The following is a 14,055-nucleotide window of genomic DNA, read 5'->3' on the forward strand; positions in this document are numbered from 1 at the left end:
ACGGCCCTTACAGGTCGAGGAAGTGGTCGAGGCCGACCGTGAGGCCCGGATAGGCGCCGGAGGCGACCTTGCGCACGGCGAGGAGCACGCCCGGCATGAAGCTGATGCGGTCGAAGCTGTCGGCGCGGATGGTCAGCTGCTCGCCGGCGTTGCCGAAGAGCACCTCCTCGTGCGCGTTGAGGCCGCGCAGACGCACCGCGTGCACGTGCACACCGTCGACGACCTGTCCGCGCGAGCCTCCGTCGGTTTCGGTGGCGTCGGGCATGTCGCCGAGCCCGGCGGCGCGGCGAGCCTCGCCGATGGCCTGCGCGGTGTGGATGGCGGTGCCGGAGGGCGCGTCCACCTTGGTCGGGTGGTGCAGTTCGATGACTTCGGCGGATTCGAAGTACGGTGCGGCGACCTTGGCGAAGTGATCGGCGAGCACGGCGGAGATCGCGAAGTTCGGCGCGATGAACACGGTCTGCCCCTCGCGAGGGGCTTCGGCGAGCGCCGCCTTGACCTGCGCGAGCTTGTCGTCGGTCCAGCCGGTGGTGCCGACGACGACGTTCACACCCTGCTTCACGAGCGCGAGCACGTTGTCGAGCGACACGCTCGGCACGGTGAATTCGACGACCACGTCGGTGTTGTCCGGCGTGATCGCGGTCAGGTCGTCGCCGGCGTCGAGCGCGAGCGCGAGCTGAGCGTCGGCTGCGCCGTTCACCGCGTCGACGACGTGTGATCCCATGCGTCCCTTGGCGCCCACCACGGAAACTCTGATCATGTTGTTCTCCTTACGTATGCCTGTGCATCACAACGGGTCTGGCGACTGCAGTGATGCGTGGGCGACGGTTCTGTCGTTTCCTGACCCATCGTATCGTCACGTCGGCCGGCGCCGGCCGGAACGCGGCGTCGCGTCCGCATCGCAGAACGCCCGATCCGGTCAGCCTTTTTCCGGTCAGTCGTTGTCGGACTGTTCAGGCACGCCGCCGTCGCGCAGTTCGGCGAGGATCTGCGCTTCGGTTTTGCTCAGCGCCCGCAGTTCGCGTTTCGTCTCGTCCGGCTCGCGCAGGTAGTACAGGGTCGCATCGATGCTGTCGAGTGGCACGCGTTCGATGGCCGACAGCAGCAGGCGGTACCAGTCGAGCTGCACGAGCTTGCGTTCGATGTCCTTGGGGCTGACCGGCCGGTGACCGGTTTTCCAGTCGACGATGGTGTACCGCTTGCCGTCGTTCGCATCGTCGAGTCCTCCGTAGAACACCGCGTCGAGCTTGCCGTTGACGATCGCGTCGCCGATGCCGGGAATGGCGGCGACGATCTGCCGTTCGGCCCATGCGGGGCGGCGTTTCGCCCACCGCGATTCGGCGAGCCGGCGCTGCCAGACGGCGAGTTCGCGATCCTTGGCGGACACCGTGTCGCCGTTCGCTTCGCGCCGTCGCAGCTCCTGCTCCCGCGCGGCGAGTTCGTCGATCATCGTCGCGCGCGACACCGGTGCGGGAGCCGTGCCGAACGATATGCCGCCGGTGGTGTCGGCGAGCGAGCCGTAGGCCGCATCGTCGAGCGCATCGTCGATCGCGCCGTCGTCCCAGGCGTTGACGAAGCGTTCGGCCCACGAGTGGAACAAGGTTCCCGCCTCGGCCAGTGGAGAGGCCACGTGGGGGATCGGGCGGACGATGCCGCGCCATATCCGGCGCCGTTCGCCGTCGCCGAGGTGTCCGGCCCTCGCCTGCAGCGAAGTGACGGACTGCCGGCTGTTGTCGAGGATGCGCAATGCTTGTTCCCGCACATACTCGTCGAGTTGTCCGGCGTCGTCGAATTCGCGCGGCATGAGGTCGGGGTCCGCGGTGAGGAGCGTCGCCCGGCCGAGCAGCGAATCCCGGTCCGGCGTGTTGCCGGGGTCGTCCGTGGTGTCGGATGCACCGCCGTCTCGTGCCGTGCCATGCGCCGCGATTGCGCCGACCAGCCGGTCGATCACGCTTGGGGACAGGGATGCCGGCCACGGCAGGGTCGCGTCCTCGTCGTGCGGCTCGAGCGGTGCGGCCCAAGCCGCTTCGACTACGTCCCGCTCGTAGTCCGCGGCGTGCTCGCCAACGAAGAACCCGTCCGGCCGGTCGGCGCCGATGCCGTCGAGCGACGGCATGGCGGCGCCGGTCTCGACCGTATCGGCTGCGGCCCGTACCTCTTCACCCGCTCCGTCCGCGGACCGCGAGGTGTCCGTCGCGACCAGATCGGCGTGGTGGCACAGCGAATCGCGCACTTCGGTCCAGAACACGGAAGGCTTGGCCTCGTTCGGCTTGCGGCCGGGCCGGTCCAGCGTCGGGCGCGGGTCCCGGCCTGTGCCCGGATAGCGGCTGTAGGTGAGCAGCGCGTCGTGCCGGGCCCGGGTGAGCGCCACATAGGCGAGCCGGCGTTCGTCGGCGAGCAGGCGGCGCCCGTATTCTTCGGATTGGGTCACGTACCAGCCGTCCGGGTCGACCTCGTCCATGTCGTCGCCGATGTCCTTGCCGCGCAGGTCGCCGTATATCTCGTCGTCGATCACCTCGACGTCGTCGAGCATCGCAAGCGCGTCCTGTGGATCGCCGCCCGGAGTGGCATCGTGCGGGAAACGCGGCAGGATGCCGGCGTCGACGCGCACGGGTACCGGCACGGCCGCCGGATCGTCAAGCCATGTCGTCACCGTGGCCTGATATTCGGGAGGCGTCCAGGATTCGCCGTTCATGCCGCCGGCGTGATCCTCGTCGGCTTCGATGTGCAGTCGTCCCTTGCTGCTGGGGAACGTGCCGGCGGCCATGCCGGCGACAGCGACCGCGTCCCATTCGAGCCCCTTGGACTGGTGGATGGTCATGAGCACGACGTCGGCCGGCGTGTCGGGTGTGGCCGTCGCCTCCTCTTCGACGGTGGCCAGGGAATCGGTCCATGCCATGAACCCGCGCAGTGTGGGCGTGCCGCCTTCCACGATCTCGGACAGGTAGGTGTCCACCAGGGATTCGATCGCGTCCACGCCGGCACGCGCCGCGGACGGGTCCACGGGCCGGTCCGGATGCGCGACGGCCTGGGCGACGATCATGTCGATGTCGAGGCCCAACGCCCGCACGGCGGTTTCGATCACTTCCGCAAGCGGATGGTTCACGGCGGCCTGCACGGCACGCAGCGCGACGCCGGCGCGCACGATCGTGGCCCGGGCCTGCGCTCCGAGGCTCGGCTCGCCCGCAACGAGCCCCTGCAGGTCCTTGCGTTCGAGCAGGTCGGCGAGGAACACGGCGTGGGGAACACGGTCGCGGTAGTCACGGACCGCGGCGGCGACGGTCTCAGGAACGGGCAATCCGGCATGCTCGTCGCCGTCGTCTCCGTCGTCGGTGTCGCCGCTCACTCCAGCATCGGTGTCAACCAGTCCGGCCGCGACAAGCGCCCGGTACCGGGCCCGGGTGTCCAGCCGTTCGGCCATCCGGGCCAACGCGGTCAGGTCGTCGGCGTGCAGCCCGTACCGCGGCGTGGCCAGCAGGCGCATGAGCGCGTTCGTGTCGGTATGGTCGGCGGCGGCGTGGAGCAGGGCGAGCAGGTCTTGCACGTCAGGGCGTTCCAGCAGCGCCGAATAGCCGACCACCAGCGTGGTCAGCCCGGCGCGTTCGAGCCCCTGCGCGAACTCGGCCATATGAGTTTTGGCACGGAACAGCACCGCCACGTGCGGCGTCGCATCCGTCTCGGCGCCGTTCCCGTATCGGGCGATCGCCGCCTTCGCGAACCGCGCCACCGCATCGATCTCCTGTCCGAACGTGGTCAGCCCGAGCACGCCGACCGTGCCTTCGGCCGCCTTGTCGAAGGCGGCGAGCGGGGCGACGTCCACTTCCCTCATGAGCGAGCTGCCGGCGCGGCGCGGGGGCACGCGCAACGGGGCGGTCAGATTGTTGGCCGCCTCGAGCACGATGCGCGAATTGCGTCTGGTCACGCTCAGCGGGTAGGGGCGGGCCGACTCCCCCATGCCGAAATCGCGCTGGAACATGCGGAACGCGCCCGGGCTGGCGCCTCGCCACGCGTAAATCGACTGGAACGGGTCGCCGACCGCGTTCACCGCGGAGCGCCCGCCGGTTGCGGAGTGGAACAGCGCGGCGAGCAGCATGGCCTGCGTGGTGGACGTGTCCTGGTATTCGTCGAGCAGCACATGCGTGTACCGGCGCCGGTAACGTTCGCCGATCGAGGGGAATCGCGACACGAGCTGATATGCGGCGACGGTGAAATCGCTGAATTCCGCCATGTTCTGGCGCCGCTTCTCGCGTTCGTACTCTTCGACGAGGGTGAGCAGCACTTCGCGGCGTTGTGCGGTGTCTCGCAGGGCGGCGCATCGCCATACGCACAGATCGTGCAGCTCCGCGCGATAGGTCTCGCGCTTGGCCGCGTACTGCGCGTCGGTGTCCTTTTTGGCGCGGCGGGGCTTCTTCGGTTTCGGCTCCTCGTCCGGCACCGGCGCGTCCCCGATCGCCTTGTCGAGTTGGCCGATGAAATCCTTGTCCCACTTGCGGATGCGGTCGATCGCCTCGTCGACGGTCGCGGTGTCGCCGCCGATCATGGCGTTGCCGATCGCATGCGACAGGTCAAGCACCTTGCCGACCACGGCATTGAACGACCCGTAGTCGTCGGCGAGCAGCAGGTCGGTGTGCCGTCCGACCACGGTGGACGCGAGCTGGATCGCGCCGGCTTCGCTCAGCGGCTGCGTGTTCTGGTCGAAGCCGACGAGCAGGCCGTACTGGCGCACGATCGACTGGAAGAAGGCGTCGTAGGTGGATACTTCCGGTTTGAGGAACGCGCGGCGTCCGTCGCCGCCGGCGTTGCCCGCCACGGCGGCCGAAACGCGGTTCAGCAGTTCGCTGGCGGCTTTGCGCGTGAAGGTGAGTCCCAGAATGCGTTCCGGGGAGACGCCTCGTTCGATCAGATTGATGATGCGTCGGGTCATGGTGTAGGTTTTGCCGCTGCCCGCGCCCGCGACGACGAGCACGTCGGCTTCGGCGGGCGCACCGATGACTTCGGCCTGTTCCGGACTGTCGGTGAAGGTGGTCTCGCTCATGCCTGCCTCGTTTCGAAGATGGTGTCGATGCGGCCGGCGCACGCCGGACATGCCGCCTTCATGCGGCAGAATCTCACGTGCGAGGCCTGTGGATGGACGATGAGCCGTTCGCTGCGGCTGGCGGCCGCGGCGTAGAAGACGCGGGCGATCATGGTCAGCGCCCAGACGGCCTGCGTGCCCCGAAGGGCGAGGAACTGCTCCCATGCGTGCCCGCTCACGCCGCGCGGAGGATCCGGCGGCAGTTCCGGCAGATCCGCGAGTTTCGCCATGTCCTTGTAGTAGTAGCGCGGCGTGTATGCCGTCTCGTTGAGCCGCCCTTCGGCGAACAGCGCCGGCTGGTACAGGCTTTCCGCCCCGTAGCTTTGGGCGGGCGCATTGTTGGCGGAAACGTGGAACAGGCAGCTTTGCGCGATGCGCGGCATGGCGTGCAGCGCGGCCGTTCCCCGTTCGCCGCCTTCGGGGAACGCCAGTCCCAGCTGGTAGCACACGAGCTGCAGATCGTTGAACACGGCCTGTGTGGAGGGCACCGAGCCCGTTTTGTAGTCGATGAGACGGATCCGTTCCTCGCCGTCCGGCAACGCGCGGTGTTCCATGCGGTCCATGCGTCCGGTCAGACGCACGGTGAGCCCGTCGCGCATCGCCTCCGGCCAGCCGCCGACCAGCGTGCCCATGATGGCGGCCAGTTCGCTCGGTTCGACCGAGCTGACGCCGTCCAGCGCGTTATAGGCGGCGGCGATGTCCCCGAGATCGAACAGCGCGGTGAACGAGCGTTCGCATTCGGCCGATTCGAGCGTGCCGACGGTGAAGTTCTTCGCGTTGCCGACGGGATACGCGGCCTCGTTAGAAGCGACGAAATAGTCGGCTATTCTGCCGAATACGGCTTCGGCGGTCGCGTCCTTGCGCGCGGCGTCGTATCGGTCCTCCGGCCTCGCGGTGACGGCCGGGTCGGCCCGCAGTGCACGGTAGAGGTCCATCATGCCGTCGCGCACCCGTTCGATGCGCGCATCGATCGGAAGGTCTGCGTAGCTGCCCGGACGGTCAAGCCCGTTGGCGCTGGCCTGACGGGCGACCTCGTGGACGAGCGAGCCGAACGATGTGGACGTGCTGCCGGCCCGGGGGCCTGCAAAGCGGTTCTCCATCAGCCAGCACACCGGGCATGCCCATATGCCGTCCACGGCGGAAGGCGAGAGCGTGACGGTCATGGCACCGGTTCCGACCTCATGTCCGGCAGTCTCGGCATCGTCGTGGTTCGCGGCGGTTTCCGCGCAGGCACGGGAGGGATTCGGGGTCGTGTTCGCGGAAGAGGCCGTCTCCGCATGGGCGCGGATCGTCGCGACATGATCCGCCACGAACGGCCAGTTCCCGGGATCGGCCTCGGGCACGCCGTTGTCGGCAAGCAATCGCAGCGCGGCGATCGCATCGTCGCTTGCGGGCGAAGCCTCCGGTTCGACGGCGAGCGCCACGCGGGCCGCGGCGACGAGACCGCGCGCGGTCGCATCGAGTCCGGAGTACAGGTCTCCCTGGCCGACGTCCACGTACGGCAGTCGCGACTGCGGCGTCGTGCGGTCGAATCGTTCGGGCAGATAGGCGTACAGGAAATCGGACGGATTCAGATCGTCGTTCGCAACGGCGCTGATCACGGCGCGTTCCACGGCACGGGTGAGGGCCACGAGCAGGCTTTTCTGCTCGCCGGCCAGCACCGCAGCCAGCTGCGGATCGCCTCCCCGGTCGCGTGAATCGCGGGAAAGCGCTCCGGTGAGCATGACGTCGGCGAGGTCTTCGCCGCCGAACATGGTGTTGCGCGCGGCGAGATTCGGCCAGACGCCCTGCTGCAATGCGGGAATCCAGACCAGCGGCCAGTGCAGTCCGGCGGATCCGGCCGGCGTGGTGAGCGTGACGGCCTGATCGACCGGGGCGATCTTCGCGAGCGAGTCGGCTTCGATGCGCATGCCGCGCACCTGCGCGATGAATCCGGTAAGCGTGCGTGCCGCCGCCGAACCGGAAGCGTAGTCGAACAGGCGCATCGCTGCGTCGAGACGGTCGTTGGCGGCACGCCCCGCATCGGTGTTGTTGAGCGCTTCGCGCTGCCATCGACGGGCCACGCCGCAGGAGTCCCATGCCAGCGCCAGTGCATACTGCGGCTCCTGCGATGCAAGGTCGTGCAGACCGGAGGATATCGTGCCGATCAACGACCATACGCGCGCGAATGCGGAGACGTGGGGATCCTTGCCGCACACCGATCGCACGGCATCGGTCACCGCGTCCGTGTTCGCGAACACGAGCAGCAGGTACAGCGCTTCCATGCCGAATTGCAGGTCGTCGCCGGCCGCGGCATCGGCGTCCATGAGACTGTCGTCCGTATTGATGCGGCTGTCGGACCGTGCCTGGCGCACCGTGTCCTTCAGATCATGCCAGTCACGGATCAGTCCGGCCAGCGATCGTTCCGCGTTGCCGGCGTCGGCGTCGTCATTGCGGTCGCGGTCGGGCTGCGGGGCATCCCGCTCCGGCAGCACGCCGGCCAGCGCGGCGAGCGCGCCCATCGCGGACTCTGCGACGGACAGTTTCGCCGGATATCCCTCGTGGTCGTTGCCGCCGCCCACGCTGATCAGCGGGCAGTTCATGATCGTCGCCACGCGGGAGCGCACGTACACGGCGGCGGCGGACAGGCTCATGCCCAGCTTGTCCGGCGTCGTATCGCGCAGACGCGCCAGTTCGAGCAGGGCGAACAGGCCCTGCACGAACGGCTCGTCCTTGAGCGGCCGGGTGACCGACGAGTATCGTACGGGCACGCCGTCGCGTCTCAGCCGTTCGCCGAGCCTGCGCACGGTGGCGTTGTCGTGCGCGATGACGGCCATGTCGTTCCAGTCGCGGCGATCGGCAAGATGCGCGGTTTTGATCTGCCAGACCACGTCTTCGGTTTCGTCGGTCGCGCTGCGGTACAACGCGGCGCCGAGGCTGCCGTCCGCTATCAGGGTCGCGTCCTTGACCGCCAAGATCGGCAGGCTGCCGGGCAGTTGCGGCAGCTTGCCCGGGCGCGACGGCAACGGCAGCGGTTCGTTCTGCGGGGAACTGATGGACAGCGAGATCCGAGACGCGACGAGGTCCCGATACGTGTGGCCGGCCGCATGGCCGGATGCGCGTCCGTGTTGTGCACCCGTTGGATCATGATCGTCGACGGTGCCGGTCTCGCCGTCGACGGCGCCGCGGATGGATGCCGGCCGGATGCGCAGCATGGTCGCGTGCAGTCGCTGCCGCAGTTGGGCGAACAGGTATTCGGGGTAGGATCCGCGGAACGCCTGCACCGACTCGTCCGGATTGCCTACCAGCACCAGTCGGGTCGCTCTCGACCGCAGGGCTTCGAGAAACGCGAATCCGGCAAGCGTCAGATCCTGGCAGTCGTCGACGACGACCAGCGCCGGCAGCTCCGACGGCTGGGCGTCACGGGCCGCATGGACGCCTTCGACCAGCAAGCGGGAGGAATCGAGCCGGAATTCGTCCGGATACGATGCGCCGATCGCGGCCGCATATTCCCGACGCAGCGCGAAGGCAAGACGCCACTGGACATGCAGCCGCTCCGTGCGCGGCGACCACGCGGACAGCGCTCCGAGCAGCGCGGCTTCGTTGGACGCCGACGCTCCGAGCTCGTTCATGCGGGCGAGCATGTCTCGCAGCTGCATGACGAATTCGTCATTGACGCCTCGTGCGAAGCCGGCGACCGGTTCCGCCGAATCATGCGCATCGTCTTCGGAACCGTCGTCGCCGGTCATGACTCCGGTCCAATCGTCGACGGCGAAGTATTCGCGCAGCAGGGCGCAGGTCTCGCACGGCTCGCCGGCACGGACGTGGCCGACATGCGCGTCGACGACGCCGCGCAGCAGGGCGTCCTGTTCGGCGCCGTTGAGCAGCTTCGGCTGTGGCAGTCCGAGTCGGGAGCGGACGGCGGCAATCAGCCGGAAGGCGATGGCGGACAGGGTGGTGACCGGTCGGGCCTGCGACATTGGTCCGGTCCGGCGGATGATCAGGTCGGCGAGACGGTCGGCGTTTTGCCTGCCGGACACGGCCATCTGGACGTTGCTGCCGCCGAATGCGTCGATGCCGTGGCGCAAAGCGTCGAGCGCGAACGTGGTTTTGCCGCTGCACGGAGGGCCGGCGACCAGCAGCACCGGGCGCTCGCCGTGTATGACGGCGTGCAACGCATCGTCCGGCGCGACGATGAAGGCGGCGTCGCCGGGGCCGGCGTCGGCGCGATCGGATCCGTCGTCGATCGGCAGGTCGAGGAGTTCGTATCGTGAAGCCGTCGTATTTCCGTTCATGGATTCCACCCTAGATTCCGGTCTGCCCGTTGCCTGGCCGTGCCTCTCCTCCGTCATGGCGCTTTCCTTCCGCTTGTGTCCGTGGGCGTCGATTCGTGCCGCCGCCCGCTGTTTTCTGTAACCGGACAAAACGAGTATCGGCGTGTCGCAACGCAGCCGATCGTCGACGAACCGCGTGGAAAACGGCAAAACGGCCGCCGGCATACGCATTGCGCGTATGCCGGCGGCCGTTGCATGGTGCCGATCAGTACGGCCGGCTCGATCGCCGCGACCGATCGTTCAATCGGATCAGGGCGGGACGGCTCGAGTCAGCCGCGTGTCGACGGCACGGTTCAGTCGTTGAGGAAGACGGTCATCTCGTTTTCGCCGCGGTTGGCCCACGCGAAGTACGGTATGAGCGTGGCGGTGACCGGCTCGCGCTTCACGGGCGCATACGGTGCGTACAGCGGGGCGAACGCCGGGGATTCGGCGGTCGCGCCGGCCGGAACCGGTTCGCGCCACGCCGGCACTTCGAGCTTGACCATGTCGCGGGTCACGTTCTCGACCTCGCCCTGGCCCTGTTCGTCGATGCCCTTGGCTCCCGCATGGAACTCGAACGGCACAGCCTTGACGGATGCCGGATCGTTCAGGATGGCGTCGACGTCGGCATGCAGCAAGTGCAGATTGTCGCCGTTGTCCTTCTCTTCGGCGCAGAATGTGATCGGGCCGCGCACGAACGCGACCTTGCCCACGTCCTCGCGCACCATCGGGTTCGCGGCCAGCATGCGCACCGGCATCGGGAAATCGAACGCGATCTCGTCACCGTCGCGCCATTCGCCGGTCAGATACAGGTAGCCGTCACGCACCTCGCGCGTCACGCGGCCGTCCTGCTCGCCGGAGGCCTTGAGCGCGACCGCCGGATCATCGCCGGCCCAGCCCGGCAGGCGGAACGCGAGCGTGAACTCGGCCGGGGCGTCCAAGCGCACCGCGACCGTGCCGTCGCCCTTCCACGGCAGGTTCGCGGCCACGTCCAGCGTCACCTCCGCGCCGTTCAGCGTCGCCTTCGCCACGCCGCCCATGTACAGGTGCGTGTACAGCGTGGACGCATCATCCGCCACCGTGTACGCATACTCCTGCACCGATTCGACGATGCGGGCGATGTTCGGCGGGCAGCACGCGCAGCCGAACCACTTCTGACGCACCGGCTTGACGTGCCAGACGCGGTTGTCCTTGTGACATGCCTCCGGATACACCTCGAGCGGGTTGACGTAGAAGAAGCTCTTGCCGTCGAGCGCCATGCCGGCGAGCGTCGTGTTGTACAGGGCCAGCTCCATCACGTCCGCGTATTCGGCCTTCGGGGCGAGTTCGAGCATGCGGCGGGCGAAGAACGCGAGCGAGATCGCCGCGCACGATTCCGAATACGCGGAATCGTTCGGCAGATCGTAGTTGTACGAGAACGCCTCGCCATGCACCGTGCCGCCGATGCCGCCGGTGATGTACAGCTTCTTGTCGACGATGTTGCGCCACAGCGTCTCGCACGCCTTGACCAGCGTCGGATCGTCGGACAGCTTCGCCACGGCGGCCATGCCCGAGTACAGGTAGCCCGCACGCACCGCGTGGCCGACCGCCTCATCCTGCTCGCGCACCGGCTTGTGCGCTTGCGCGTACGGGTAGTCGAACGTCCAGTCGGTATCGGAATAGCCGTCCCTCTTGTCGCGTTCGCCCTCGTAGCGGAAGTAGTTGGGCTCGGTGCCGCGCTCGTCGACGAAGAACTTGGCGAGGTCGAGGTACTTCTTTTCGCCGGTCAGGCTGGAAAGGCGGGCGAGCGCCATTTCGGCGATCTCGTGGCCCGGATAGCCCTTGAGCTGGTCCGGGTTCGGGCCGAAGACCTCGCCCACGTAGTCGGCGAAGCGTTCGGCGGCCTTGAGCAGCTTGTCCTTGCCGGTGCCCTCGTAGTAGGCGATGGCGCCTTCGATGAGATGGCCCAGACAGTACAGCTCGTGGTGCCAGCGCAGGTTGTGGAACGCGCGGTCCATGCCGTTGAGGATGTAGTACGTGTCGAGATAGCCGTTGTCGAGCTGGGCGGCGCACACGATGTCGATCGCCGCGTCCGCGGTCTTCTCGAGCTCCGCGTCGGGATGCTGGGTCAGGCTGTAGCCGACCGCCTCGATCCACTTCGAGAAGTCGGTGTCCTGGAACACGAAGCCGTAGAACTTGTCCGGGTCCGGGTGGGCCGGGTCGTCGGGCTTGGATTCGAAGCCGCGGTAGGTGTAGGCCGGCGGCACGAACTTCTTGCCTTCGCCCTCCTTGCGGGCGTTCTGCGCGGCGGCGGCCTTGAAGTTGTGCATGCAGTAGCTGGGCGCGGCGCCGGGCACGTTGTCGTTGAGCGCGTTCCACTGGAACGGGATCACGGCCGTGCGCACCAGCTCCTGTTCGGTGTGCCAGAACGGATCGGTGACGGTGACGTTTTTCAGCGGCAGCGGTTTGCTGTACTGGGTCATGGTATCTCCCTTGATGTTGCGAACCGATTGTTTGCGATGACACGTTCACTCTACGGTGCCGGGCGCGGGCGGCAAGGTGGACTTTTCGTTGCTTGAGTGGAGAAACCGGCTCTGTTTGCATATGCGTTTGTTTTTCGCGCGAATAAGGCGCTTTACGGAAAGACCGGCATGATTGACACGATTCTGTTCGGTCCGCCACCAGTCCACTTATACCCCCTACTTATCCACAATCGGCGTACCCGCCCGGAGAGCTGCTTGTTGAAATCACGGGGATTCCGGACCTTTCGACCACAGGGGTCGACATTCGGCCGGCGTCGCGGCGCGATCGTGTATGCTCGCCTCACCCATCGTCCGACGGGCCGGCGTGAGGAACGCGCCGCACGCCTGCGGGCGACCGGCCAAAGGAGGTCACCATGCCACACGGCAACGCCGCGACGCCGGCGCATTCGCACGCCGCGACCTTGGACGGACTCCCCTGCGGTCGGCCTCCGGCCTTGCCGGGCCATGCGTTCGTCCGAACGCTCGGCCGCGGCAGCACGGCGGACGTGCATCTGTACCGGACGGACGATGGGACGCGTCTGGTGGCGGTCAAGGTGTCGCGTGCGCCGCTCGACGGGAGCGCCCGCCGCCGTCTGGTCGCCGAGGTCCGTGCCCTGTCCGGGCTCGGCGGGCATCCGCATGTGCTCGCCATCCATGATGCGGGAGTGACCGACGACGGCCGGGGATGGCTGATGCTCGATCATGCACCGGGCGGATCCCTCGGCGATCTGCTTGCCCGCCGCACGCTCAGTGCCGGGCAGACCGCGGACTGGGGAGTTCGATTGGCCGGAGCGCTTGCGTCAGCGCATCGCCGGGGCATTGTCCACCGGGATGTCAAGCCGGCGAACGTGCTGATCGACGGCGAAGGCCTGCCGATGCTCGCCGATTTCGGCGTGGCGGCCGACGTGTACCGTTCCGACGAATGGACCGGACATTCGACGCTGTGGGCGGCACCGGAGGTGATGAACGGTGACACCGGCGGCGATGAGGCGTCCGACGTGTATTCGCTGGCGGCCACGTTGTTCGCGGCATATGCCGGCCACGCGCCGGTCGGATACGCGCCGGTCGGATACGCGCCTGGCGGCCTGTGTGACGGCGCGGACGAGATCACTGGCGGGGTTACCGGCAATATTGCCGGCAACGGCGTGGACGACGACACGGGCGACGGCACGAATGGCGGCGCGCACGCGCTGCGGTCCGCGGACATGCCCAAGGATATGCCCGCTCCGTTGGCGGATGTGCTGCGCAAGGCGCTTTCGCCATCGCCCGCGGAACGGCATGGGTCGGCGTTGGCATTGGCGCGGGATCTGCAGCGCGTCCAGCACCGGCTGTCGCGCGTCATGACGCCGATAGTCGTCGACGGGATTCCGCCGTATCCGGAACGAACCCGGGCCGGCATCGGCGTTGCGGGATCTTCCGGAACGGTTTCCGGAACCGACCCTGATTCAGGTCCTGGTTCAGCTTCTGATTCATTCGGGACGAATCCCGGTTCATTGAACGCTCCGGAATACTCGGGCACGGCGGCATGCCGGCGGAACGGCGCATCGCCGTGCCGTGTTCGTCGGCATGCCGCTTCCTGCCGAAACACACACCGCCGAGACCGGTATACGGCCGTCGGGCACCGAAAACCGTCATTCACCGCCGCGGCATTGGTCACGGCCGCGATCACGGGCTCGCTGGCCGCCGCCTATGCCGGCATGGACTCGCTGCCCTTGCGGCAAAGACCGTTCCCTGCCGGCGCGGCGTCCCCGCTCACCATCTCAGACTCCGATTCGGCGGCGTCGATGCTGCGGTTCGACGACATCGTGCCGGCTCCCGAACAGCTGACCGGCGTGGCGCAGGGAGACACGGTCACGTTCACGTGGTCCAATCCGGATCCGCGGGAGGGGGACTCCTATCTGTGGTCACCCGCCGTCGCGAACAGCGGCGACGCCGAAGACATCGCTGCGGAACGCATGCGGCAGTCGGGAATGCGATCCGTCAGCGGCACGACGCTTACGCTGCGCGGCGACGATGCCGAACCATGCGTCCATATCAGCATCATGCGAGCCGATCGTCGAACGTCGGCCCGTCCCGCAACGTCATGCGTGCAGCGCCGGACAGGCGACGCCAACGACGATGCCCTCGACACCGACGACCAATGATCCGATGATCCAATGATTCCCCAGCCTCACGGCCTGAAGACGGG

General features: G+C 67.7%; 5 protein-coding genes. 1 reads left to right on the forward strand and 4 read right to left on the reverse strand.

Annotated features, from left to right (window positions below):
• Window positions 1-7 precede the first annotated feature (7 nt).
• From dapB to KIH79_RS01300, 4 genes are all read right to left on the reverse strand, one after another.
• Window positions 8-760 (reverse strand): 4-hydroxy-tetrahydrodipicolinate reductase, encoded by a 753-nt coding sequence (gene dapB, locus KIH79_RS01285; protein WP_219057720.1) that lies wholly within the window; start codon window positions 758-760, stop codon window positions 8-10.
• Between the two features lie 174 nt (window positions 761-934).
• Window positions 935-5,035, reverse strand: coding sequence for an ATP-dependent DNA helicase (locus KIH79_RS01290; protein ID WP_219057721.1), 4,101 nt, complete (start codon window positions 5,033-5,035; stop codon window positions 935-937).
• On the reverse strand, window positions 5,032-9,348 hold the full coding sequence (locus KIH79_RS01295; RefSeq protein ID WP_219057722.1) for a PD-(D/E)XK nuclease family protein: 4,317 nt from the start codon (window positions 9,346-9,348) through the stop codon (window positions 5,032-5,034). Before KIH79_RS01295 ends, KIH79_RS01290 begins: the two co-directional genes overlap by 4 nt.
• Window positions 9,349-9,680: 332 nt before the next feature.
• Window positions 9,681-11,828, reverse strand: coding sequence for a glycoside hydrolase family 127 protein (locus KIH79_RS01300; RefSeq protein WP_219057723.1), 2,148 nt, complete (start codon window positions 11,826-11,828; stop codon window positions 9,681-9,683).
• Window positions 11,829-12,241: 413 nt separating this feature from the next.
• On the opposite strand from KIH79_RS01300, the gene KIH79_RS01305 reads away from it, so the two are divergent.
• Complete coding sequence (locus tag KIH79_RS01305; RefSeq protein ID WP_219057724.1) at window positions 12,242-14,011, forward strand: protein kinase domain-containing protein; 1,770 nt, start codon at window positions 12,242-12,244, stop codon at window positions 14,009-14,011.
• Window positions 14,012-14,055 lie beyond the last annotated feature (44 nt).

The organism is Bifidobacterium miconis, assembly GCF_019331735.1.
Lineage (GTDB): Bacteria > Actinomycetota > Actinomycetes > Actinomycetales > Bifidobacteriaceae > Bifidobacterium > Bifidobacterium miconis.

What these genes read in the sequence shown, in the direction of transcription:
- dapB (WP_219057720.1), bottom strand. Translation starts at nt 760, where the DNA reads ATGATCAGAGTTTCCGTGGTGGGCGCCAAGGGACGCATGGGATCACAC.
- KIH79_RS01290 (WP_219057721.1), bottom strand. Translation starts at nt 5,035, where the DNA reads ATGAGCGAGACCACCTTCACCGACAGTCCGGAACAGGCCGAAGTCATC.
- KIH79_RS01295 (WP_219057722.1), bottom strand. Translation starts at nt 9,348, where the DNA reads ATGAACGGAAATACGACGGCTTCACGATACGAACTCCTCGACCTGCCG.
- KIH79_RS01300 (WP_219057723.1), bottom strand. Translation starts at nt 11,828, where the DNA reads ATGACCCAGTACAGCAAACCGCTGCCGCTGAAAAACGTCACCGTCACC.
- KIH79_RS01305 (WP_219057724.1), top strand. Translation starts at nt 12,242, where the DNA reads ATGCCACACGGCAACGCCGCGACGCCGGCGCATTCGCACGCCGCGACC.